This window comes from Candidatus Viridilinea mediisalina (genome assembly GCF_002532535.1).
Classification (GTDB): domain Bacteria; phylum Chloroflexota; class Chloroflexia; order Chloroflexales; family Chloroflexaceae; genus Viridilinea; species Viridilinea mediisalina.
Genome location: NZ_NQWI01000005.1, coordinates 72713 through 97471, shown reverse-complemented (window position 1 = coordinate 97471; position 24759 = coordinate 72713). Strand labels below are relative to the sequence as shown.

General features: G+C 57.6%; 13 protein-coding genes. 7 read left to right on the top strand and 6 right to left on the bottom strand.

Features of this window, described 5'->3' with window-relative positions:
• The first annotated feature begins 551 nt into the window (after positions 1 to 551).
• From CJ255_RS02275 to CJ255_RS22395, 3 genes are read left to right on the top strand one after another with little or no spacing between them, the layout of a single operon-like run.
• A complete protein-coding gene (locus CJ255_RS02275) occupies positions 552 to 3188 on the top strand; it encodes an ATP-binding protein (RefSeq protein ID WP_097642475.1) in 2637 nt (878 codons plus the stop codon).
• A gap of 37 nt (positions 3189 to 3225) precedes the next feature.
• A complete protein-coding gene (locus tag CJ255_RS02270; protein WP_097642474.1) occupies positions 3226 to 5415 on the top strand; it encodes an AAA family ATPase in 2190 nt (729 codons plus the stop codon).
• Entirely contained in the window at positions 5412 to 5726 is a 315-nt protein-coding gene (locus CJ255_RS22395) for a hypothetical protein (RefSeq protein WP_124681787.1), read from the top strand. Before CJ255_RS02270 ends, CJ255_RS22395 begins: the two co-directional genes overlap by 4 nt.
• Positions 5727 to 6046: 320 nt before the next feature.
• On the opposite strand, the gene CJ255_RS02260 is transcribed toward CJ255_RS22395, so the two are convergent.
• The 3 genes from CJ255_RS02260 to CJ255_RS02250 form a co-directional block, all read right to left on the bottom strand.
• Positions 6047 to 7084, bottom strand: coding sequence for an agmatine deiminase family protein (locus tag CJ255_RS02260; RefSeq protein WP_217352385.1), 1038 nt, complete (start codon positions 7082 to 7084; stop codon positions 6047 to 6049).
• Positions 7085 to 7371: 287 nt separating this feature from the next.
• The gene (locus CJ255_RS02255; protein ID WP_097642472.1) at positions 7372 to 8256 is read right to left on the bottom strand and encodes a carbon-nitrogen hydrolase; all 885 of its coding nucleotides are present in this window, start codon (positions 8254 to 8256) and stop codon (positions 7372 to 7374) included.
• Between the two features lie 59 nt (positions 8257 to 8315).
• Positions 8316 to 8738 (bottom strand): gamma-glutamylcyclotransferase family protein, encoded by a 423-nt coding sequence (locus CJ255_RS02250; RefSeq protein WP_097642471.1) that lies wholly within the window; start codon positions 8736 to 8738, stop codon positions 8316 to 8318.
• A gap of 90 nt (positions 8739 to 8828) precedes the next feature.
• Between CJ255_RS02250 and CJ255_RS02245 the strand changes: the two genes are divergently transcribed.
• From CJ255_RS02245 to CJ255_RS02230, 4 genes are all read left to right on the top strand, one after another.
• Entirely contained in the window at positions 8829 to 10052 is a 1224-nt protein-coding gene (locus tag CJ255_RS02245; protein WP_245863129.1) for an MFS transporter, read from the top strand.
• Between the two features lie 122 nt (positions 10053 to 10174).
• Entirely contained in the window at positions 10175 to 11026 is an 852-nt protein-coding gene (locus CJ255_RS02240) for a lipoate--protein ligase family protein (RefSeq protein WP_097642470.1), read from the top strand.
• 98 nt (positions 11027 to 11124) lie between these two features.
• Positions 11125 to 13074 (top strand): type ISP restriction/modification enzyme, encoded by a 1950-nt coding sequence (locus CJ255_RS25065; protein WP_217352384.1) that lies wholly within the window; start codon positions 11125 to 11127, stop codon positions 13072 to 13074.
• A 182-nt stretch (positions 13075 to 13256) separates the two neighbouring features.
• Entirely contained in the window at positions 13257 to 15047 is a 1791-nt protein-coding gene (locus tag CJ255_RS02230) for a DUF389 domain-containing protein (RefSeq protein ID WP_097642468.1), read from the top strand.
• 289 nt (positions 15048 to 15336) lie between these two features.
• Here the strand turns inward: CJ255_RS02230 and CJ255_RS02225 are convergent, their stop codons facing one another.
• From CJ255_RS02225 to gyrA, 3 genes are all read right to left on the bottom strand, one after another.
• On the bottom strand, positions 15337 to 18159 hold the full coding sequence (locus CJ255_RS02225) for a delta-60 repeat domain-containing protein (protein ID WP_097642467.1): 2823 nt from the start codon (positions 18157 to 18159) through the stop codon (positions 15337 to 15339).
• A 138-nt stretch (positions 18160 to 18297) separates the two neighbouring features.
• Positions 18298 to 20433, bottom strand: coding sequence for a putative glycosyltransferase family protein (locus CJ255_RS02220; protein WP_124681786.1), 2136 nt, complete (start codon positions 20431 to 20433; stop codon positions 18298 to 18300).
• Between the two features lie 172 nt (positions 20434 to 20605).
• Positions 20606 to 24631: a DNA gyrase subunit A gene (gene gyrA / locus CJ255_RS02215; protein WP_124681785.1), complete on the bottom strand. Its 4026-nt coding sequence runs from the start codon at positions 24629 to 24631 to the stop codon at positions 20606 to 20608.
• Between the last annotated feature and the right edge of the window lie 128 nt (positions 24632 to 24759).

Here is a 24759-nt window from a genome sequence, read left to right as displayed (position 1 = left end):
GCTTGTCGAAGCCAGCGGAGGGTGGCGGCGCAGCGGTGCGGGGCTTCGACAAGCTCAGCCACCGCACCACCGCGCCGCGGGGCTTCGACAAGCTCAGCCACCGCACCACCGCGCCGCCTTAGGAGCGAAGCGAAAGGTCTCTTGTGGTAACCAAATTTCGAGATGCTTCGCTTTGTTCAGCATGACAGGCTGCTGGGACACTTAAAAATTTCTGCTTCCCTTGACCATAGACCGTAGGGGCACGGCAGCGCCGTGCCATCCCCGTGGTCGCCGTAGCCCCCAGGGGCACGGCAGCGCCGTGCCATCCCCGTGGTCGCCGTAGCCCCCAGGGGCACGGCAGCGCCGTGCCCCTACACAGCGTTCCTTTTGCGCTATTGCCTAAAACCCATTGGGACGCCATGTTCGGCAATCTGCAATCTGCAATCTACAATCTACAATCTGCAATCTACAATCTGCAATCTACAATCGTAAATGGTATTAGCCATGGCAAAACCAACCCAAGCCTACGTTGATTGAACGTAGGCTCTGTTTCTTTGCACTCCCCAAACTCTATGCGTCTCATCATTCGTACCCTAACAGGGCGGATTAGCACCAAAATAGTTGTACCCTATCTGTTGCTGGCGATTGTGCTGGTGGCGACAGTGACCTTTGTTGCTGCATGGGTAACCGCAGGCAGTCTGCAAGATCGCCTGAATAATCGCTTGGTCGAGGCGGGCCAGGCGACGAGTGATGCTCTGGTGGCCCTGGAGGATCGCCAGATTGAGGAGTTGCGGACGATTGCGTTTACGGAGGGTATGGCAGAGGCGTTGGCTGCGGGCGATGAGGCCCGTTTGGTGCGGCTGTTGCGCCCGATTTGGGCCAATATGGGCCTGCATACCCTTGTACTCTTTGATCCCACTGGTCAGCCGCTGGTTAGTTGGCAACGGCCACCTGAGGCTGGGCCGGGTGATGCGCCCCAGCCCCTTGAGTTGGATGATCTGGAGCAATGGTGGTTGGCCCAACAAATCCTGTATCAGCAGAGTGATGCCTATGGCGATAAGTTTTCGACCTTCCGCGAAGATCGGCTCTGGACCGCAGCCCCCCTTTGGCTTGATGATGGGCTCGTGGGTGGGGCGATGGTGGCTTTGCCGCTGCCTGAACTCTTGCGCTGGTTGCAGGAGCGTAGTCAGGCTGGCATTACGACGTTCTATGATGGGCGTGGCGTTGCCGTAGCAACGACCCAACTGCTCGCAGGAGATGCGCTGGTGCCGCCCATTCCGCTGGCGGTGCTGGCTGAATTGGCCGAAGCGCGGAGCCTAGCGGAGCCGGGGCATATTCAGGATGTTGGCATCATCGGGGGCCGCGAATATCAGTTGGCCTATAGTCCGCTGCGTGTGCGCCGCACGATGGATGGCTTTTTTGCAGTTGCCTTGCCCCAGAGCTTTATCATCAGTAGTTGGCAGACCCAGCGGGTGCCACTGCTGCTGTTGAGTATGGCGCTCTTGGGTGCGGTGGTGGCGGTAGGTGCCCTTGTTGCCCGCCAGATTACCCGGCCTCTGCAGGAGTTGGTGGGTACCGCGCAGGCGGTGGCTGGTGGCGATCTGGAGCGGCGCAGTGGTGTGCGTTCACGCGATGAGTTGGGGCTGTTGGCACGGGCCTTTAATCAGATGACGGGGCGGCTGCTGCATCTCTATACGACTAGCCGCGATCTGGGTGGCAAGCGGCAGGTAGACGATATTGTGGCCCAAGCGGGCCGCTCGGTGGCCCAGTTGGTGCCTGATGCTGCGACGCTGGTTGCTTTGCACGAGGGCGACCATTGGCGCATTGTGGTGGCCCCCTGCGCTGATCTGGAACTGTTGCTGCTGGCGGGTGCCCCTCATGGCGATGAGGTGGGATTGCACGCGGCGGCGCGGCGTGCCAATGGTTTTACCCTCGTTCGCCAGGATGCACGCCGTCTGCGGGCGCTCGATCTGCCGCCTACGTATAACGAAGTGGGCTATATGGCACTCTATGCCCAAGGGCAACTGATTGGGCTGCTTGTGGTGCTGCACCACCAACCGGGTGTCTTTAGTTCGGGCATCCATGCGCCACTGCTGGCCATTGCGGGTATGACCGCTACTGCTTTGCATAATGTTGGACTCTACAGTGATGTCGAGCGTGAAGGGGTGCGCCGCGCCGCCATTCTGGGCGGCATCGCTGATGCGGTGGTTGTCTGTGATCGGCGTGGACGCATTGTGATGATGAATCCGGCTGCCGAGAGCTTGTTTGCGATCAACGACTGGCGGCGGCGGAGCTACTATTTTGCCCGTCTGCCTTTGAAGCCACTCAATGACGGGCAAGCGCAACCAGACGAACGCCCCACCCGCTATACGCTGCACGGACGTACGCTCAGTGCCCGCGTTGCCCAGTTGCCTGGCCGCGATGATGCCGGTGAGGGTGAGGTGATTGTGCTGCGCGACATTAGTGATGAGGCGGCTATGGAGCGGGCTAAGACCGACCTGATTGCGCTGATTTCGCACGAATTGCGTACACCACTCACGGCGATTACGAGTGCGACTGATATGTTGGCCAAGGGCATCGGCGGGCCTTTGGCCCCTCTACAAAGCGAACTGATTGACACCTCGTTGCGCCAGAGCCAAGCCATGAGCGTCTTGATTGATAAGGCGATCATGATTGCTGGCATCGAAACCAATTCGCTCGAATTGGAACTCGCGTCCACCGGCGTGCAGAGTGTGGTCGAGATGGCCCTTGGCCCGCTCCGTGCTGCCGCTGCTGCCGTTGAGGTAACGATTGAGTTGGAAATACCCACCAACCTGCCGATGATCTGCGCCGATGCGCGTCTGCTCAGCTTTGCCCTAGGCCAACTGCTCGACAACGCGATCAAATATGGCGAAGGCGCTCCGATTACAATTACCGCCGCCCATCACGATCAAGGGGTGGCGCTGACGGTGCGCGATAGCGGGCCTGGCATTGCAGCCGAACGGCTGCCCAAGCTCTTTGAGCGGCTCCAGCGCAGTGATGACGCCTTAAACCACGCCCCCCGTGGGCTTGGCCTTGGCCTCGTCTTGGCACGCAAACTGACCGAGCGCCAAGGCGGCAGCCTCAGCGTGACCAGTCAACTCGGTGAGGGGTCTGCTTTTACCATCATACTACCACAAGGAAACAGCCATGAGCAGACGACGCACTATCTATCTTCGTCGCGGGCTTAGGCTCCTGCGCCGGCACCCGCTTTGGGTGTGTCTTTTCATGGCCCTGTTGCTGGGTATGTTCGCGGTGATCCAAGCAGCCGAGGCTGCGCTGGTGGCCGCACGGCCAAAGGCGCAACCCTATTCCATCAGTCTGCTCTCGCCCCTCGCAGCCGACTATCGCCCTTGGCCTATGCGCACGAACGCCCAGGCAGCCTTGGATGAGGCGGTGATTAGTGAGGCGGCGCGTGATGCCATCTTGCGCGCAATGCCCCCGGTGTCAGATAACCCTCTGGTGCCGGTTGAGCTACCACCGCTGCCCCAAGCCGCCTTGCCGCTCACGCCTGATGGGCTGGCCCATGAACCAGTGGCTACTCCTGCGCCAACAACTGCCAACACGAGTGTCCCCGCCCCAGTGGCCATGCATGAACCCACCGTAAGGTCAACTACTGCCCCAGATCCAACCGAAGTTCCGGTACCTCCAACATCAGCACCTGCGCCAGCGCCACCACCTGCTGCGCCAGCGCCATCACCTGTTGCGCCAGCGCCACCTGCTGCGCCAGCGCCGCCAACGGAGATTCCTTGGGATGCGCCCCAAGACCCAGGGCCACCGTCGGAAGGGATCTGGGATGTCCCCCAAGAACCTGTGCCCCCACCAGAATCGCCTTGGCCGCCGCCGTCCGACCCGGTGCCGCCGTCCGACCCGGTGCCGCCGTCCGACCCGGTGCCGCCGTCCGACCCTGTGGTGCCGCCGTCCGACCCGCTGCCGCCGTCCGACCCTGTGGTGCCGCCACCCGACCCGCTGCCGCCGTCCGACCCTGTGGTGCCGCCACCCGACCCGCTGCCAAGTGCGACCGCGACGGTGCTGCCGAGTGCCACGAATACGGTGCTGCCGAGTGCCACGAATACGGCGCTGCCGAGCGCCACGGCGACAGGCTTGCCGAGTGCCACGAATACGGTGCTGCCGAGTGCCACGAATACGGCGCTGCCGAGCGCCACGGCGACAGGCTTGCCGAGTGCCACGAATACGGCGCTGCCGAGTGCGACGGCGACAGGCTTGCCGAGTGCGACGGCGACGGTGCTGCCGAGTGCGACGGCGACGGTGCTGCCAAGTGCGACCGCGACGGCGCTGCCGAGTGCCACTTTTGTTGGACCTCAGGCTTCAGGAAAATCATTAGCCGCGCAAGTACTCTATTTTTTGCGTGGCATCGAAGAATTGCTCCCTCCGGCTACCGATAATGATAATCCTGGAGAGATGATGCGCTCTGCTCTTGAATTATGGCTTGGTTATGACCCGAAATTACTCTGTGATGAGAATACATTATTAAGCTGGGAATTTGAACAAAGCAACATAGAAAATGTACAGCAGATATCTTGGCTTAACCAGCAAGCCATGTTAAATTTAGCTCTTGAGCAGCGTGTGCGTACTTGGTGGAAGACTGGTAGTGTACCAAAGAGCCAAATTTATATCCCTGCAGGCCGTATTCTCTACTCATTTGTTCCTCCTTTTGCAGCACCACAACTACAACTCCTTTTTTCGCGTAGTCGCATGAAAACTCAAATACTCCCTGGCTATATTAGCACTTTCTATAATGTTCTGGGATCGGCATTGGATTCACTATGGCGTGATCAAGAAAGACGTAGAGAAGGGCAATACTCAATCTTTGACAATCTGCGAGAGCTAGAGTTCTTTCGAGAAAAAGCCAAAGCCATTACGAAGGGCGATTTGCGCTATGGTCCAGGTACTATCTCGTTGCAAATTGGGCACAAAATCTTTCAGTCTTCAGCAATATCTGCCGGGCAAATGGAGATCTGGCCATTTCTAGCGATTGCTGAGTCGCTTATTTCCAACTCAGCGATACCTTCACGCTATGTCTATTTTGAGGAGCCCGAAGCGCACCTCCACCCCGGTGCTCAGATTAATGTCATGGAGATGGTTGCCCAACTTGTACGCCAAGACGTTAAATGTGTCATTACTACTCATAGCCCCTACCTACTCTATGCAGTAAATAACTTCTTGATGGCTCAGAAGGTACTCGATAAGAAGCATCATCTACCTTCCAGTATCTCGACAAAAACCACCTTGGCTCATGACCGCGTTGCCGCCTATCGCTTTGCACCCGATGGTCATGTGACTAACATCATGGATGATGAAGTGGGGCTCATTGATGAGGGTGAACTTGATCAAGTTGCTGATGATTTAGGTGCTGCCTTTGCATGCCTTCAGGATGAAATGGAAGATGCAGTATGAAACCTCCTCAATGGCTGATCGATCTTGGTATACCTGAGAGCTGTATTAGTCAAAATTCCTCCGCAGAAGAGCGTTCACGCCGTTTTTTGATTCGTCCTAAGCCTGGTGATACCATTTGGCGCATCAAAGTTGATGGCTGCTGGATCAGTAGTGCGAATATACGCAAAGTTGACTACCTATTTTGGGCAAAAAGTGTCAAAGCAACTAAAGGTATTGTATTACTTGTCGAACTCAAGGGCAAGGATGTTGGTACTGCATTGGATCAAATTGATCAAACCCTCGAACGGATTTGCAAGCGGTCTGAAAGTTAGGGCTTTCATACTGGCATTCATCGTAAATCACCCGGACATGATCTTGTGGCAAAGTATGGAGTTAGAGCATATGTTGTTCTCAGTACAGGACGCGGTGTTCCCAAACGACTCAAACAAACCGAAGCTATCCGTAGAAAATACGGTGTTCGAGTTGCATTTCGTACACGAGAATTTGTCTTTGATGGTGTTGAAAAACTGCTATAATATCACTTTCCCTTGACCATGTCGCATCATCAAGAACGCTAACGCCCATTGAGACACCATGTTCGGCAATCTACAATCTACAATCTACAATCTACAATCTACAATCTGCAATGGCATTACCCCAACGGCACCTGTTGGCTCAAACAGTGCCACGCTCCTAAACCCCAGGCGATGTCGGTTGCATCAATGCCGACAATCGTGCGCTCCGGGAAGCATTGCTGCAAGACTGCTGCCGCCCGTTGATCGTTCGGATGACCATAGGTGGGCAATAGAACTACTGTGTTGGCGATGTAGAAGTTGGCATAGCTCGCCGGTAGACGCTGATCTTCATAGAAGATCGGTGGCGGCATGGGGATGCTCAGAATGGTCAGCGGTTTCCCCGCTCGGTCACGCATGCTGCGTAAACGGGCTAGATTCTCTTGCAAGGGCGCGTAGTTTTCATCGTGCGGGTCATCCTCAACCGCCGCTACCACTACCCCCGGCGCAACAAAGCGGGCGATGTTGTCAATGTGCCCATCGGTGTCGTCGCCCACAATGCCCTGAGCCAGCCAGTAGATTTGGTCAACACCCAGAAAATGGCGTAGGTTCGCTTCAATCGTATCACGATCCAAATCCGGGTTGCGGTTGGGGTTTAGTAAACACTGCTCAGAGGTGAGCAATAAGCCCTGACCATCCACGTCAATCGAGCCACCCTCTAGCACCATGTCGTTGGCAAAGCATGGCACAGCAAGCTGGGCTGCCATCTGATGCGGAAGCGCGTTGTCCAAGTCGTAGGGCGGATATTTGCCCCCCCAGGCGTTGTAGTTCCAATCAAGCGCCGCGAGACGCGGTGCCTCGTTGCGTACCACAAAGATCGCGCCGTGGTCGCGGCACCAGGCATCGTTGGTCGGAAAATGGTGAAACTGTACGTTGGTGTGTACCCCCGCCGCCCCCAACAGATCACGCGCCTGCGCCTCCATCGCCGCATCATTGACGTTGATATGCACCAACTCTGAGCGGCTTAAGGCGGCAATCGCTTGCGTATAGGCGGGCCAAATGGAGGCAAATTTTCCCGGCCAACTCGCTTCATTGTGGGGCCACGAGAGCCACGTCGCCTGGTGTGGCTCCCACTCGGCAGGCATACGATAACCCAGTTCACGCGGCGTGTGTCGCATATGGTCTCCATTTTTCGAGGATGCGTGAGGCGAAGAGGCGATGGTTTCGCGTTTTCGTGTCCTCGCGTCTTCGCGTCCTCGTGTCTTCGCGTCTTCGTGTCTTCGCGTCCTCGTGTCTTCGCGTCCTCGTGTCCTCGCGTCCTCGCGTCCTCGCGTCCCCGCGTCCCCGCGTCCTCGTGTCTTCGCGTCTTCGTGTCTTCGCGTCCTCGTGTCTTCGCGTTTTCGTGTCCTCGCGTCCTCGTGTCCTCGCGTCCTCGCGTCCTCGCGTCCTCGCGTCCTCGCAAACTCTAATCAATAAATCTGCGCGTCAACTCGCCATACGCATCAATCCGCCGGTCGCGCAGGAAGGGCCAGTGGGTGCGTTGCCGATCGAGCATGCCGAGATCAATGGACTGCACAAGCACCGCTGGTTGCTCTACCGGCGCTTTGGCCAGCAGGCAGCCTTGCGGGTCACTGATGAAACTTTGGCCCCAGAATTCAATTCCGCCCTGCGGGTCGCCTTCGTGGCCGGTGCGGTTGACGCTAACCACGTAGCAGCCGTTGGCGATGCCATGGGAACGTTGGATCAGCTCCCAGCTTTGATGTTGCGCCACACCATGCTCCGCCTTCTCACTCGGATGCCAGCCAATTGCTGTGGGGTAGAAGAGGATGTCGGCGCCGCGTAGCGCCGTGAGACGGGCGGCTTCAGGGTACCACTGATCCCAGCAGATCAGTACCCCTATGCGCCCGTAGCGCGTCGGAAAGACCTGGAAACCTAAGTCGCCCGGTGTGAAGTAGAACTTTTCGTAGAAAAGCGGATCATCGGGGATGTGCATCTTGCGATATTTGCCCAAGTAGCGTCCATCGGCATCAAGGACCGCAGCGGTATTGTGGTAGAGCCCCTCGGCCCGCTTTTCAAACAGGCTGGCAATAAGCACAACGCCCAATTCGGCGGCCAATGCCGACAAGCGCTCCGTCGTTGGTCCCGGCACCGCCTCGGCCAACCCAAAGTGGTCATGGTCTTCACTCTGGCAGAAGTAGAGCGAACGGAACAACTCGGGCAGACAGATGATCTGCGCCCCTTGGGCTGCCGCTGCTCGCACGCCATCGAGTGCCGCTGTGAGGTTGGCGGCAGGCTCGGCGCTGCAACGCAGTTGCACAAGCCCTATGGTGACAAGTTTTGGTTTATGCATGGCTTTTGGTATCGTGGGAGGGGTTTTCGGGGAGGGCGAAGCCCTCCCCGAAGCCCTCCCTATTCCGTTGACCAGACCCCTCCGGGAATGGAGCGCATCTGGCCGGTACGAATGAGTTGTAACGCGTGGGTACCAGCGATATAGACCCAAGCTTGTTGCGGGCCGTTGGCGGTCATGACATCCAAGCGTACCCGTTCGTAGAGATTCTCGCTGGCTCCTGCGACATAGCCCTCAAGCCGGTCGAGATCAGCGAGTACCAGTTGATAAACAGGGGGGCGGATGCTGATCAAACTGCCATAGACGACCGCAGCAGGGGGCAGCAGGTCGGGCTCGCGGGTCAGAAAGGGGTAGGGGCCTTGGGTAAACATGACCGCACCCTCAAGATAGGCCGCGAGCTCGCTCGTCGTATGGCCCGTCAGATAGCGCATATAATTGGGTCCGCCCTGTTTGAGCGTACCGTAGACAAAGAAGGGCAGTTGCATGTTCATATCCTGCGCTATACTATAGCAACCTTGCGAGATTGTAAATTGGTTGATGTGTCCAGTAGGGTTACATTATAAGATTTTACATCCATGCCCATTCAACGTTGGCAGACAACCCTTTGGATTATGTTTACGGCCCAACTTATCTCGGCGGTAGGTTTTGCGGTCTTTTTCCCTTTTTTGCCGCTCTATGTGGCTGATCTTGGAACCCAGACGGGTTTAAGCATTGAGTTTTGGGCCGGTATGGCCTTTAGTAGCCAAGCGATTACGATGGCGCTTGCCTCGCCAATCTGGGGTTCGTTAGCCGATCGTGTAGGCTATAAACTGATGGTCGAACGCGCCATGTATGGTGGGGCGCTGATTCTGCTGCTCATGGCTTTTGTGCGTTCGGCTGAGGAGTTGGTGCTGCTGCGCGCCATCCAAGGCATGATTACTGGCACCATTTCGGCGGCTAATGCGTTGGTAGCGGCAGAGGTGCCCCGCGAGCGTTTGGGCTATGCGATGGGGACGCTGCAGATGGGGCTTTGGGGCGGGATTGCGTTGGGGCCGTTGATCGGCGGGCTGCTCGCTGATGCTTTTGGCTATCGTATGCCCTTTGTGCTGACCGCCGGGTTGCTGTTGCTGGCCGGACTGCTCGTTAGTTTGGGGGTGCGGCGCGGGGCGCGGCCAAGCCCCAAAGCCGATCAGCCACACCAGGGGCTCTTGGCCAGTTGGCGTGCTATTCTTGCTACCAGTGGGATGCCACTTGCCTATAGTCTCCGCTTCTTGGCTAGCCTAGCCCATACGATCTTCATTCCCTTTGCGCCGCTCTTCATTCTTACCCTCATGGCCACTGATGAGCGCATTGGTACCGTGACTGGCGTTATGGTCGGCACAGCCTCGGCGGCCAGTGTCGCCACCTCGATCTACTTAGGGCGCCTGGGCGACCAGCACGGGCACCGTTGGGTGCTGATTGGCTGTGCCAGCCTGAGTGTGCTGCTCTATCTGCTCCACATTTTCGTAACGAACCCATGGCAACTCTTAGCCCTGCAACTCAGCGCTGGTGCCGTCTGGGGCGGCGTCTCTCCCGCGATTAGTGCGCTACTCGGGCGCTATACCGGCACCGGCAGTGAAGGGGCGGTCTATGGCATTGACAACGCCATTGTCTCTATCGCACGGGCTGTTGCTCCGATCCTCGGTGCGCTGGTTGTGCTCCTCATTGGCTTGCGCGGCATCTTTATCATCACCGCCCTGATCTACGCACTTGTAGGCGGCTTGGCCTTGTTACGCCTGCCTGATCCGCCAGAGGGGAGGAAAGAGGAAAGTGGAGCTTAGAGGCTGTCTGAAAAGTCTATGGATTGGCGTTGGAGTGCCGGCTTTAGCCGGCTAAAGCCGGCACTCCAGCTTGTGTCCCCCGGCTTTTCAGACAGCTTCTTAGGAAAGAGAGAATAGTCCAAATGACAGATCAACCCAATGCTTGGCGTATGCTGCCCTCTAGTGACGATCCTGCCGATCTGGCCTTAGCACGGGCTGAAGGGCTCTTGGCAGGCTTGGTGGCCCATGGCCGTCCGGCGTTGCGTTGGTACGGAGCGCAACAGAGGGCTATGGTGCTTGGCTCGGGGCAACGTCTCAGCGAACTTGATGCGGCAGCCCTACAAGTTGCGGGGGTGAGTTTGCACCGCCGTGCTTCGGGTGGCACAGCCGTCCTCTTTGTGCCCGGATTGCTCATGCAGGACATTGCCCTACCGCTTGATCATCCGCTCTACCAGCATGATGTAACCGCCTCCTACGCATGGCTTGGAGCGGTCTGGATGGCAAGCTTGGCGCAGTTGGGCTGCACCGAGTTGAGCTTGGTGAGCGTTGCGGCAGCGCGGGCCGACGCGCAGCAGAGCGATCCGTTGGTGCGACGGGCCTGCTTTGGGGGCCGTTCACCCTACGAGGTGCTGGTTGGAGGACGCAAGCTCGTAGGCTTCTCGCAGGTACGGCGGCGCATGGGCGCACTCTTCCAAGTGGGTCTTTACACTCACTGGCCGGGTGCCGAACTGGTTGCACTCCTGCGCCTCAGCCCAGCCGAACGGGTTGCCACTAGCGCAGCACTGGCAGCGCGGGTTGCGGGCCTTGCAGAGGTTCATCCCAAACCACCGAGCCACAACGCGATCATGGACACCTTCGCTGCCACTCTGGCCCAGCACCACCACATTGTCCTTGAGGCAACCCCATGGAGTCCTAAAGAGCAAGTGGCTACTCAGGGGGCGTTGGGGCGCTATGCTCCAGTCAGTCATCAGGCGTTTGTCTCCCACCATGCATGAGCCTGTACGTGCTACAATGCACCACATCGAACATGAGTAATACCAATTACCCTTGAACATGCCGCATTATCAAGAACGCGAAAGCCCATTGGAACGCCATGTTCGGCAATCTGCAATCTACAATCTACAATCTACAATCTACAATCGTAAATGGTACAATACCAAGCCCCAGCATAGAAAAACCTATGGACGCTATCACAACCTACCTCCGCGATCTGTGCGCCATCCACGCATCTGGCTCGGCGGTCAAGGAGACCTCCTACTACCCGGCGCTCGCGACGCTGCTTAATGCGGTTGGTGCGACACTGCGCCCCCGGGTGCGCTGTGTGCTGACGCTGAGGAATCGCGGTGCTGGCATGCCTGATGGTGGCCTCTTTACCGCTGATCAGGTGGGGCATGATGCGTCCGCCGATGCCTTCCCGGCTCCCTTGCCGTCGCGTGGTGTCATTGAGGTGAAGGGGGCGAACGCTGATCTGGAACAGGTCGCGGCCAGCGAGCAGGTGCAGCGGTACCTCGCTGGCTATGGTCAGGTGCTGCTCACCAACTACCGCGATTTTCTGCTGGTTGGGCGCGATGCCCATGGTCAGCCACTGCCCCAGGAGCGCTATCAGCTTGCCGCTGATGAGTCCGCGTTCTGGCAATTGCTGGCCGAGCCCGCTGCAGCGACGCGGCTGCACGGCGAGCGCCTGACTGAATACCTCAAGCGGGCGCTGTTCGCAGCGGCACCGCTCACCAATCCGGTTGATGTGGCCTGGTTCTTGGCCTCCTATGCCCGCGATGCGCGCGCCCGCATCGAAGGTGTCCAACTGCCCGCGCTAGATCAGGTGCGTGAGGCGCTTGAAGTCGCCTTGGGGATTCGCTTTGCCCATGAGCGCGGCGACCACTTCTTTCGTTCGACGCTCATCCAGACCCTCTTCTATGGCGTCTTTTCGGCTTGGGTGCTTTGGCATCACGAAAATCCTCAGCGTCAAGAACCATTTGACTGGCGGCTCGCCCAACACTACCTGCACGTCCCAGTCTTGCAGGTGCTCTTTCACCGCATTGCCGCCCCCTTCCATCTGCGCCCGCTCAATCTCGAAGAGGTACTCAACTGGACGGGTGCCGCGCTCAATCGCGTTGAACGGGCGACCTTCTTCGCCCGCTTCGAGAGTGACCAAGCGGTGCAGTATTTTTACGAGCCCTTCCTGCAGGCGTTCGATCCAGAGCTACGCAAGGAACTAGGCGTTTGGTATACGCCGCCCGAAGTGGTGCGCTACATGGTTGCCCGCGTTGATCAATCGCTGCGTGAGGATCTGGGCGTGGCCGATGGCCTCGCCGATCCGCAGGTCTTTGTCCTCGATCCCTGCACCGGCACGGGAGCCTACCTGACAGTGGAGCGCCTGGGGCTTCTGCGTGATGCCAGTCTGCTCTTCTACCACAGCCTGGCGCTGCTGCACGCCCCGGCCTATCGGGTAGCAAACGCGGATGCACTGCGCCAAGACTGGCCGCGCATCCCGTTGCCCGCCACGAGCGCGTTGCTCTTGGCTTCGGCAGAGCTAGGGCGGCAGGTGGCGGCGCTGCTCGACAGCGAACATCCGGTTGTGGGCATCACCAGTGGCACTATCCGCGACGAATTGCGCCCCATCGCCGTAGTGAGCATGGTTGGTGGCGGGCAGATCAACCCCGCCGCAGGCGACCTCGATCTCACCGTTGGCTGGGGCTACCGGGGGCGCAGCGGGGTCACCATGCCCGCCAAGGGGCGCGTGGTCGAACGCGCCGCGAGCGGCGGCGAAATCTGTTCCGCATTGGGCCTTGAGGCGGGCGGCGCGACACTTGATATCTATTTGAACGAGCGGGTCTACTGGCGCAACATGCCGCCCGCCATATGGGCCTACACGATGGGCGGCTACCAAGTGATCAAGAAGTGGCTCAGCTACCGCGAGCGGGCGCTGCTCGGACGCGGTCTCAGCGTTGACGAGGCGCGCGAAGTACAAGCCATCGCCCGGCGTATCGCCGCGCTGCTGCTGCTTGGGCCGCAACTCGACGCGAACTACCGGGCGGTGGGGTAGCGAGGCGGGGAGGTGCAGAGCTTTTCACCACAGAGACACAGAGATCACAGAGCGGGGTGTGGCATGGCCATCACCAGTGTTGGCACTCCCTACTGTTCCGAACTCTGTGCCCTCGGTGCCTCTGTGGTGCAACCCTCGGTACCTCTTCGCGTCTTCGCGTCTAAGAAAAACAAGGAGCAACTTTGCTACAAAAGCCTCACTATACAAGTGGCAACGTGATCGTTGCGGTTGATGAACCTGAACCTGTTGAAGAGATGGTGCGGATGGCGGCCTTGCTCTCTGAGGGTAAGCATGCACGCATCATCGCGCTCTCCGTCTCGTTGGGCCTCGTCGAGAACGAAGAGGAATCGGTGGGGACGATTGAGCAGATTGTGAAACGTTTGGCAAGCGAAGGGGTGCCCGTCAGCAGTCTTGTGGTCAGTGCCACCAGTGTGGCCCGTGGCATCCTTGATGCCGCCCGTGAGTATGGGGCCGACCTGATTCTGCTCGGCTTAAGCCGCGATCCGGCCCAACGCTCTGGTGTGGGCGCGATTGCCGAAAATGTCGCTGCCACCTCGCCATGCCCGGTGGTGATCTACCGCCCGGCCCAAGCCGATATTCGTCAAGTGCTGATTGCCTGTGCGGTCACCGATCTCTCTGAAGCTGCATTGCGCGTGGGAGCGCGTTTGGCAGAGCATATTGAACGACCAATGCGCCTGGTAACCGTTGGCAATGCCCAATCGGGTGGTGCCACCCGGCGCTACCTGCGCCGCCGCTTGCGCCATACCGGCCTTGATCCTGATATGGCCCGTGAGCATCTGGACGATCCTGATCCGGTCAAGGGCATCTTCAAGCGCGCCGATGCCCAAACGCTCTTGGTGACTGGCTACGACTATCCCGATCCTGAAGAGCAGGATTGGTTCTATAGCCAAGTGGCCACCGCGCTGCTGCGTGGCGCTGATGGTGCGGTGGTGCTGGTGATTCGTGACCGGGGTGAACCTAGAAATGCCAAACAGACCCCCCTGCTGACGCGCACGTTGCGCTGGTTGCGCCCAACGATTACCCCAGTGGAGCAGCGTGAACTGATTGGCCGCGCCGCCCAGATGAGCCGCACTAGCCTCGACTACAATGTCCTTGTGGTGATTGCCGCGATCCTTGCAACCTTGGGCCTCCTTGCGAATAGCAACGCGGTCATCATTGGCGCGATGCTCGTCGCTCCGCTGATGTCACCCCTGATCGCATTCGCTATCGCTATGGCGGCTGGCCGTCTCGATGTGGTACAGCGGGCAGTGTTGACCCTCTTCGAGGGCTTTTTGCTCGCCTTCAGCCTTGCGCTGCTGATTGGTGCCCTGAGTCCGGGCCTGCTCGTCACGAGTGAAATGGCTGCCCGTGGGAACCCCACCCTGATTGATATGGGGGTGGCCCTTGCCGCCGGAGTGATTGCGGCCTACGCCCAAGCACGCAAAGACATTCCTGCGGCGCTTGCGGGCGTCGCGATTGCCGCAGCACTCATGCCACCCATCTGCACCGTTGGCATGGGGGTCGCCATTGGTGATGCCCCACTCTACCAAGGGGCATTGCTGCTCTTCATCGCCAACATCAGTGCAATCATGTTCGCCGCCGGGGCAACCTTCCTCTACTTGGGGGTACGCCCACGGGCCAAGCATGAACCGCGCGCACGGCGGATCGGTTCGATCATTGGGGTGACGCTCTTTGGTCTGATTCTGGCAATGATCATTGGCTTCGTGGTCAATCCGGTTTCGCATGCGCGGATTGAGCAGGAGTTGCGGACGGCGATGCCACACACCGAACTGGTTGACCTAGAATTGCGGCGCAGCGATCCCCTGCGGATCATCGCCACCGTGCGCCGCGAAGCGGGGCAGCCCCTCGTGGCTGCCGAGGTTGCCAGTGCCCGCGAGGAACTGGAGCGTAGCCTGGGCCGCCCGTTGCAACTCGACATCATTGTGCAGCAGGTGGTACGGAGCGAGCCGTGAAGCTGTCATTTCACCCCAATTTCGTCAATCTGCGCCACCCGACCGTAACTTTTGGCCCTTTGGTACGGTACATGTAGTAGAGCCCATGAAATGGTCATGGGCCATGTGTACCAAGGATAGAGTTAGAAGCTGTCTGAAAAGCTAGTGGGCACACGCTGGAGTGCCGGCTTTAGCCGGCTGAAGCCGGCACTCCAACGCCAGTTCATAGACTTTTCAGACAGCCTCTTAGGAACGCAACAAAACAGCGTTGTCTTGTTCGACAATCTGCAATCTACAATTGGAAATGGTCTTACCGCACAACCAACGGCAGGTAGATCTGATACTCCGGCTGCTCTGGCTGCCCCGGCTCATCGGGGGCACGCAGGACAGCGAAGAGCGAGAGGTGTTCGATCACGGCAATGAGTTGACGGCCATCAGCACTGAGGCTATTGCGAATGCCCTGCTGGGTCCACTGGGCTGCGGCTTCGTCCCAACGCCAGAGCCCGTAAGCCTGCGCGGCTGAGACGGCATCAGGTGGTAGCGTAATCGTCATGGTGAAGCTTTGCCCGGGCTGCGGTTGGGCTGGCGCACCAGTTGCGCGGTTGATCGCCCGCAACTCAAAGCCCTGACCACTGCCAATCAAGGTTCCCAGCGATGGCAATGTAGCCATAGGGCGGGCACGATGCTGAAAGGTCACCGTCTCACCAAAGGTGCCCGCTGCAAAGTCGTAGCGCACCCCCTCAGCCTCAAGCTCTAGCACGGCATCGGTTATTGGCTCAATCGTGGTCACCGTCTGATCGGGCGGGCCGTAGCGCCCTAAGCCAACGTGGCGCGCACCTTCAATGGCAGTAAAATGGCCCCCGATGAGCACTTGCTCGGCGCTGAGGGGCGCAAGCGCATAGACGCCACTGTTATACCTTGTCGGACGAGTGATGCTGGAGTTGAAGGCGGGATTGCGGGTACCATCGGGTAGCATGTGGAAGATGTAGTTGTAGATGCTACTCCCTTCGATGATCTGTGACGTACTTCCAACCATGAATGAGCCATCGGCAAAGGGGCTTATGGCATGGACGATGATGGATGCATGGGCAAAGTTTGGATCAAGGCGACCTTCGGCATCAAGACGGATCAAGCCTACGCGACGTTCTTCAGCTTCACCAACGGCGAAGCGTCCACCCACTAACACCTGCTCACCCTGGAGAGCCACCGCATACACTTCGGGATGGGCACCGCCCTGAATGGGGAGGAATGAAGGTGGCACAAAGCTATGGTCTAGGCGTCCATCGGCATGCAGCCGCACCAGCGTACTGCGCTCGTGGCCTGCAAAGCGTTCAAAGTTGCCCGCCGCGATCAACTGGCCATTGGCCAACTCCACCACGCTGTTGATGCTCCCCCGCCAGCCCGGCGTTTCAACCACAAACCCCTCCACATGGTTGAGGGTAAAAGTAGGATCAAGCGAACCATCACCCAAAAGCCGGTAGAGCCGGTCAAAGCCTGCAACGAGAATGCGGCCCTCGGCATCACGCTTGAGCTTGGGCTGCGTCACGGTGATCTGCGGGAATGGCAGGATGCTACCCTGTTGGTCAACCCGAATTATATTTTGCCAACGCAAATCCTGATCGGTATAGTTATCGCTAAAATCGCCACCTAACAGGTAGGAACCATCATCCAAGTGCAGTGCTCCGCTCACCTGGTTGCCAGTACGGCGGAAGGGTGGCACAAAGGTGGCATCGAGCGCACCTGCTGGCGTGAGTATAGCGGCAGCCACACGCGGTGTACCATTGACCAGGCTGAAATTGCCCCCCACGAGGACAGACCCGGCGGCTAGGGGTACAAGGGTCGCAACATGACCGGGTTGGGTCACTTGGGGCTCAAACCCTGCCACAAAGGTAAAATCGGCATCGAGCAGGCCCAGGCTGTGGCGGTAGATCACCGGCTCATCCTGAATTTTCTGCAGGTTTCGGAAGTTACCACCTACCACGACGTGACCATCGGGCCGTTGGGCGAGCGCCAAGACGTGGGTGGGACGGCCATCGAAACTGAGTATTGCCATGAGCGAGCCATCAGCAGCAAAGCGTGCAACTCGTGCATCGTGGTAGATTGGCCTGCCATCAAAGATAATGCTCGAATACCAGCCCCCAACGGCAATGCTGCCATCAGCGAGTAGCGCAATGCTCTGCACTGCATAAAAAAGGCCAGTACTCAGGTCTTTCAGTGTTCCATCGGTATCCAAGTGGGCCAACTTGTTGCGGGGTTCATCATTGACCGACGTGAAATCACCGCCAAACAAAATGTCACCAGTGCTGTCAACCACCACCGTGTTGACTGCACCATTGAGCTGTGGAGCAAAGCTAGGATCGCGGCTGCCATCAGCATTGAGGCGGACGAGGTAGGCTGCGCTCTGCCCATTGAATGTCCGAAAGCTGCCGCCCACAATGATCCGGCCATCGGACTGTTGGGCAAGGCTCAACACCTCACCATCAACGCCCTCGCCGGGCGCAAAGCTGAGATCAACGCTGCCATCGGGGTGGAGGCGGGCGATACCTGGGCGGCTCTGTTCATGGATTGTGCTAAAGGCGCCCCCGATTATGATCTTACCATCAGGCTGCACCATAATGGCATGCACCACACCATCCAGCCCTCCAGCTTGGTAGTTCCCCGCAAAGAAGGCTTCATCCAGACGGCCATCAGGATGCAAGCGCACGAGATTACTGCGGAACTGGCCATCCTCGCCGCGCATGGTCAATTGCCCGCCCACCAGCAGCTTGCCATCGGGTAGCAGGGCCAAGGCGTAGAAACTCGGATTGTCCATTATCAACGGAGCGGTAAGCTGAAACGTGGTGTCCAACGAACCATCAGCAGCCAGGCGCGCCAAGCTCTCGCGCAGCACCCCATTGACCAACTGGAACGATCCGGCAACGACGGTTGCATTATCGGGCTGAACGACCAGCGCATTGACCGTACCTTCCAACTCAACCCGTGGGCTAAAGCCAACATCAAGCGCAAGCTCAGGCAGTGCAGCCGGAGCAGGTTCAGCCGCACGCGCATCGGGTTGGCTTGGGGCTGCTAACAAGCCGATGGCGCAGAGCAGGAGCAGAACGAGTACACTGTGAACAAACGGTTGCTTAGACATAGGAAAGACTCCTTAGACATGGTTCATAGCTACATTACAGTTTGCGAGGACGCGAGGACGCGAAGTCCTCGCCTCTTCGCCTCACGCATCCTCGCAAGAAGGTAAAGCAACCTTCGGTTTTCTGAAACCTTGTCGTATTTATGCTCCACACAGCGGTGTTGATAGACGGGGAATGGTTGGCGGAGGGGTGATCGGCGTTTGCGGCTGAACATCCGCAGCATGCATCTGCCCACTCGTCTCGAGCGCACGAACTTTGAAACTCACCTCACGTCCCTCGGGTGTCATGCCGGTCGTATCGCTTTGTAAGCGTAACATATGCTTACCCGCCGGAAGTATGAAGTGTAGGTTCAAGGAGCGCTCGTGATGGGCAGGGATCACATAGCTTGCGGTTGATTGCTCGTCAAGGATGATCGTCAAGGTACGCGGTTGCTCGTAGGAAGAGACCAAAAGGTGCATTGATAGGGTGGTAGCTTGCGGGCTCAACACATAGAAAGCGCCTTCGTCACGCATCCAGCGCCACGTAGCTTGATCACCATGTTCAACCTCATGCCAACCGTGAGCGGGAAGCACCAAGGGTTCAATTGCGCCAGCTTCAACCTGATAGATTTCTACGTCCGGTTCACGTACCATTAGGTGTAATCCAGGCGCGGCGAGTAATGATTGTAAGCGTGCCAACTCATGGGGCTGGAGCTGTTCAGGGCTAACGGTCAGGTAGCGAATACCAAGCGTGCGTAATTCAGTAGCCAAAGGATAGGCAACGATGTCGTGGGTTGAGGCCCGTGGATTGAGCAATTGATAGACGTTGGTCGTAGCAGACACCAGTGGATTTGGGGGGGTACGGGCGAGATAGCCACCAACAAGTGCGCGGCCATGGCAAAACTGGTTGAGCATCGCTCGGCTATCATTATAGGCTGGGGGCAGGGGCAATAAGGCTCCTGGTGTCGGATCATCATTGAGGAGCGCATACTCTGGGTTACTACTGATACTGATGATCGGCATGGCACCTGGCAAGAGTTCAAAGGCCAGCCAGAGGCTAAGGAGTACTTGGGGCAACTTGCGCCCTTGCATCAGCGCCTGCCAACCTAACGCACAGAGCAGACTGATGGGCAGCATGGCAACTGCGACAAAGATCGCAGGACGACTGCTATTACGAAAGACTTCGCTCAGATTGAAGAGCATAAACGGCATGGGGATGCTGGTGATGTTATCGGTGATCTGAAGCTTCGGCCCCAGGGCAAAGATGAAGCTGATCAAGCCCAAGCAGGCCCAAGGCCAGGCCATGCGCCAATTGCGTACGAGCGCTGCTCCCAGCAGCAGACTGATCCCCAAGCCCAACTGCATGCCGGTGTCAACCCCAAAGTGATGGATGGCGAGTAGTGTTGCTTCGATCGGTTCGCCCCAGAGAGGATGGATTACATTAGGAAAAAGCAGATCGACAAGTGCTACTGAGTGAAAGACTTGACGTGTATACCAATCTTGGGGCACAAACTCACCTACATCACGTAATGAACCCACGAAGAAGAAGAGCAGCGTTGCGGCCCATACGCTGAACATAAGTAACCCAACCCCCAGATGTGGCCAATGCACACGCCAAGACCACCAGCGCCCCTGCGGTTGCAGTGCGACCAAGGCAATATGAAAGACCATAATGATCGCGGTATAGAGCCCATAGTACTGGCTCGCCAGCGTGGTTATCAGCAGCATCATGGCAGCGAATAGCGTGCGCCACAGCGATGGTTGTTGTAATGCGTACATGAGCGCAAGAAAGCTCATGGGCATCCACTGGATTGCAATCAACTCCATGGGCCCGCCATGGAGTTGCTGCATATGGTACGGCGAACAAACATAGACAAAGCCCGCAATCAATGCTGCACTCTGGCCTACCTGTAGCCCACGCGCAATACGGTAGACGACATAGCCACCAAGCACAAAGGAGAGGATGGTGATGCTATTGAAGGCTATGACTGGGCCAAAGAGGAGCAGGATCGGCAGTACCAACAGCGCATTAGGCAGGCTCAACGTTTGCCAAAATAGCTCGGCCCCAGCCGGGTAGAACAGGTAGCGCGTTAACTGGTACGGATTCTCACCGTTCAGCAAGGTGGTACGCGCCCACCAAAGATTCCAAATACCTTGTCCTGCATCCACCGGGTAAGGCCAGATCTGAATAGCTCCAGTTTTCCAATGCAAAACAAGCGGCCATGTGTACATGATGCCTACGATTAGGTAGAAGAGTAGCACAGCACCATGCCAACGCCATGGCTCAGATGGTGGCATGACCGTGAGCGGGTTGCTCTTCAGACTTGGAGGCATTGGATGTGTTGTAAGGCTCGGTTGGCGCATGCCCAATGATTCCTACAAACAGACGGCCCAAAGCGGGTATTGGTTATGATCGCAATACCCACTTTGGGCCGCACAGATATACTAGTGAACCACCGACGAAAGCGACCTACTCCCCATTCGGATTGACCAGCGTCGGTGGCACCGCATCAAGCTCTTCTGGCTCTTCGACCGAGAGTGCGGCGAGGCGATCACCCGCCCCAAGATTGACGACGATCACGCCCTGGGTGGCACGCCCAAGCCGCGAGACCCCATCGGCACTGGTGCGCATCACGACGCCACTGGCGCTAATCAGGGTAAGCAGCGAGCGGTCGGTGACCAGGGCTGCCCCGGCGATACTATCGCCTTCGCGTAGGCGCATCGTGATCACCCCGCCAGACGAGCGTCCTTTGGTGGGGTAATCTTCGAGGGCGGTGCGCTTACCCATGCCGCGTGTCGTGACCACCAGCAGGTCGTGGTCCGGTTTGGCCAGTTGCATGCTAATCACGCGATCATGCTCGTGCAGGTTGATGCCATTGACGCCAGTTGCAGGACGGCCCATAGGCCGTACTTCGCTCTGCTTGAAGCGGGCCGTGCGCCCTTGGGCCGTCGTCAACAGCACATCCTCTTGACCATGGCTCACATGCACCCAACCAAGCACATCACCCTCTTCGAGGCCAATGGCAATCAGGCCATTGGAACGCACTTGGCTATACTCGCGCAGCAGAGTCCGCTTAATCTTACCGCGATGGGTGGCCATAATCAGGTACTCGCCATTAAAATCGGGCACAGCCAGCATACTGGTCACCTGTTCCCCCGGTTCTAGTGAGATCAGGTTGACCAGCGGCAGCCCTTTGGCCGTGCGCGAACTATCGGGCACCTCGTGGGCCTTGAGTTGGTAGACTTTACCGCGATCGGTAAAGAAGAGCAGATTCTCCAACGAGCCACAGGTAAACATATGGCGCACAATATCCTGTTCGCGGGTGATCATGCCCTTGATCCCGCGCCCGCCCCGGCGCTGCGTGCGGTAGACATCTGCCGCCTGGCGCTTGATGTAGCCACGGTCGGTGAAGGTCATCATGACTCGCACATCGGGAATCAGATCTTCATCCGAGACATCGCCAGAGACATCGGGCACAATGCGGGTGCGCCGTTCGTCGCCATACTTCTCCTTGAGGTAGGTGAGGTCACCCTGGATGAGTTGCAGCACCTTACGCGGACTCGCCAGAATCTCTTCAAGGCTGGCAATGAGCTTGATCACCTCAAGGTACTCATCATCAATCTTCTTGCGCTCCAGCGCAGCGAGGCGGCGCAACTGCATATCAAGGATGGCATTCGCCTGGATCTCAGTGAGAGCAAAGCGGCTAATCAGGTTATTGCGCGCCATCTCGGTATTACGCGACTCACGGATCGTGCGAATAACCTCATCAATATTATCGAGGGCTATCTTCAAACCTTCGAGAATATGGGCCCGCGCCTTCGCCTTTTCGAGCTCAAACTCCGTGCGACGGCGGATCACCTCTTGGCGGTGGCTAATATACTCCTGCAGCATGCGCTTGAGGGTCAGCACCTTAGGCTGACGCCCGCCATCCACAAGGGCCAACATATTGATCCCAAAAGTGGTCTGCATCTGCGTGTGCTTATAGAGCGCATTGAGCACCTTCTTGGGCTGGGCATCCTGCTTGAGCAGAATCACCAAACGCATGCCAGTGCGGTCCGACTCATCGCGCACATCGCGCACCCCTTCAATCTTCTTCTCCTTCACCAACTCTGCCATACGCTCTTGGAGGCGCGCCTTATTGACCTGATAGGGCAACTCTGTGACGACGATATTGAAGGCACCGCGATTGCCCTCTTCGATATGGGCCTTAGCACGCAACGTAATCTGACCGCGCCCCGTAGAGTAGGCGGCCAAAATCCCTTCCGTACCCAAGATACTGGCCGACGTCGGAAAATCGGGGCCGGGCAGAATCTTAATCAAATCCTCAACCGTCGCCTCGGGGTGATCGATCAGGTGCATAATCGCATTACAGAGCTCATTGAGGTTATGAGGCGGAATATTGGTCGCCATACCCACCGCAATCCCAGCCGCGCCATTGAGCAACAGATTGGGCAGCATCGCAGGCAACACCGCAGGCTCGCGGTAAGAACCATCGAAGTTGTCACGGAAATCAACCGTATTCTTATCAATATCAATCAACAACTCTTCGGCAATCGCCTCCAGACGCGCCTCGGTATAGCGCATAGCGGCAGGCGGATCGCCGTCCACGCTGTTGTGAACGATACAACCGTTGGCAAGCATAAAGTTATGATGCTCATCAACAGTAATATCATAGACATCAACCCGCTCATCCAACCAACGCACGGCCACCACACGATGATTATGCGTGCCTGCCATGTTTAGCAAGTCGTCAAAGCTCTCAAAGTAGCGCACAAGCTTCGTGCTGCGCGGAATCCAATTCGCATTGCGTTGGGCATCATAAAGATCTGGTGTTATCTGTTCACGGCCAAACTCAGCCAAAAGGCGCGACACATAGCCAGCGATTTTAGAGCGCATAACTTGACGGCTATAATCGGGATCGCGCCATTTTTTACGCAGCGATTCTGCTGCACAGGTGGACAAATCAGACATCATTGCTGGATTAGCTTGAATCCGTCGCGCATTGCTGAGGCGAACACCTTCTGCTTGGGCTTGACGAAAATGCAGATCAGCCCGCTGACGGGCCAATTTATCGCGGTGCATTGCACGCATTGCCGGATTAGCCCAGAGTTTACGTGCCATCCTTCGATGGTGATTGGGCGCAAAGCGTGCTCGATAATCAGGATCAAGCCAGCGTTGCTGGGCACCCACACGCAACTTCTCGCGCAAAGCAGGATCACTCATAGCAAAGGTGATGGCTGCAATCACCCGTTGCCGCGCTTCTGGATCGGCCCACATCTCTTTGCTGCGCGCTGCAACAATCTGAGCAACGCGAGTGCGCTGTGCATCAGTCAGAGGGCGCTTTTCAATGCCGCGCAGAGCTCGGCTCATCTTGGCACGATAAATGGGGTCTTGCCAGAGTTGGCGTAGGTAATCACCACGACGCCGAGCCTCATCGGGGTTTTGCTGGTGGCGTTCACGCAGTGCAGCCGCTACACGCGGCCCATTTGCAGCACGAAAATCAGCGCTCTTGTTCTGTTCTATCATGCGCTCACGCCGTGCTTCGCGTACTTCAGGATGGGCATCATAATAGGCACGTACCCCCTCCGCTTGCGCTGCACGAAAAGTCTCATCGCTCCAAAGTTGCTCAAGATGGGCTGCGTGCAAATGCAGGTGTTCTAGCCAGCCCATCCGCTCAATGTTTGTGGGACGATTATCGAAGCGGTTAAAGTTGCGATGGTGACGCACAAATGCTTTGCCACTAGAATGTACAAGACCGCGCTGTTCATTGTAGTAATCAGCCAAATGATGGACAAACTCATAGTTGCCGCTATTGGGTTGAAGTACCCGTAGATAGTCGTTGCAGCCACGCCGCACCGGAGCGGTATCGAAATAGCCTGCCATAAGGCTATCCTCTACAGTCAATTCCTGTGCTTGTTTCCATGTACCATCACGTAGCATGAAGCGATGATCGGGCGTGCAGCGTACGGTTGAGCCATCGTCAAAGGTGAGCTCAACTAATTCGGCATCACGTCGGGTGATCCGCGAGTAGCGCCCTTCACCGACTACAATCCGTCCCGTGTGATCCACCGAGTAGACGTAAAATATCTCTTCAGGGGCGAGTTTCGCCAACTCAGCAAAGGTGCGCTCAGTACCATCAAGCAGTTTGATCCGCGTATCGCCCGTAAAGCACCCAAAATTCCCTTGCCCATCCACCAGTGTGTAGCGCATGTTCCAGGGTTGGGCCATGCGTGCCAAGGCATCGTAGACCGATGAGTCGCCGTGGGGGTGCATTTTGCCGAGTACGTCGCCCACGATGCGCGCACTCTTCTTATAGGGCTGATTATTGCGAAAGCCCATATCCCACATCCCGTATAGGATGCGGCGCTGTACTGGTTTGAGCCCGTCACGCGCATCAGGTAACGCCCGCGAGACGATTACACTCATCGCGTAGCTTAAGTAGGCTGTGCGCATCTCTGTTGTAATATTGACGGGCCGAACAATTCCGATCTCCATGTGCTTCTCCGCCGCTTTGTAATGCGTTAAATGCTACCTTGCATTATAGCCGATGCGGGCGGCTTTGTCTAGGAGAAATCGTATATTTGTTCTTTTTTTGGGGCGATGGGGGAAGAATTCTGGCATGA